1 protein-coding gene is annotated in these 857 nt (G+C 34.4%); it reads left to right on the top strand.

All coding sequences use genetic code 11. The features are described 5' to 3' along the window. The coding region (locus tag DBR11_RS28680) for a TlpA disulfide reductase family protein (RefSeq protein WP_146186711.1) at positions 1–773 on the top strand (773 nt) is incomplete at its 5' end. Positions 774–857: the final 84 nt, after the last annotated feature.

Here is an 857-nt window from a genome sequence, read left to right as displayed (position 1 = left end):
GTAATAAAACAGCTCTTGAATATAAGTTGAATAATGAATCCAGAAGTAAAATATATAGGGATTTTGCCATGGCTAAACGGAATTGGCTCAACTCCATGGAGACAAAAGATATTCCCTTAATCAATAAAAAGAAGCAATTGTATGATTCATTAAAGATAGCAGTTGTAGAGCAGGGTATAACAGATTGTCGGAAATGGATTTCTGAACATCCCGATTCGTTTATTAATGCTTCTCTTTTATACAACAATCAGAGTTCCCTGGCAGATGCAGAAGTAAAAAAAATGTTTCTGTCTTTCCCTGAAAGTATTAAGAATAATAGATACGGTGACGATTTACAATACATGGTAGATAGTCTGGTTATAGGGGGCTACGCTCCAAAATTTATTCAAAGTGATACCAGCGGTCGTTTGGTGAGTTTGAAAAGTTTTAAAGGGAAGTATGTGTTTATAGATTTCTGGGCATCCTGGTGTGTGCCCTGCAGAGCGGAGAATCCCAATGTAGTAAAGGCTATGAACAAATATAGCGGCAAAAATTTCACTACAATAAGCATCTCACTGGATAGTAAAAAAGATGCTTGGCTTGAGGCGATAAAGCAAGATGGCTTGAACTGGACACATTTGTCAGATTTAAAGGAATTTCAAAATGAGGTCTCAGTAAAATACAATATCTATTCAATTCCAGATAATTTTCTAATTGATCCCAATGGAAGGATTATAGGAAAAGAGCTGCATGGTGAACAGTTATTGAAATTATTAGATCAATTGATAAAATAGTATATCAGTTATGTTTTTCATTTCAGTTTTAGACTAAACTCAATTAAATGAAGCCACTAAAGGTATTTGCCATTAATCTGGAAA

The organism is Pedobacter sp. HMWF019 (assembly GCF_003061025.1).
In the GTDB taxonomy this organism is placed as follows: Bacteria; Bacteroidota; Bacteroidia; order Sphingobacteriales; family Sphingobacteriaceae; genus Pedobacter.
The sequence above is the reverse complement of the archived record's forward strand: the minus strand, read 5'-3'. Positions and strand labels throughout refer to the sequence as shown.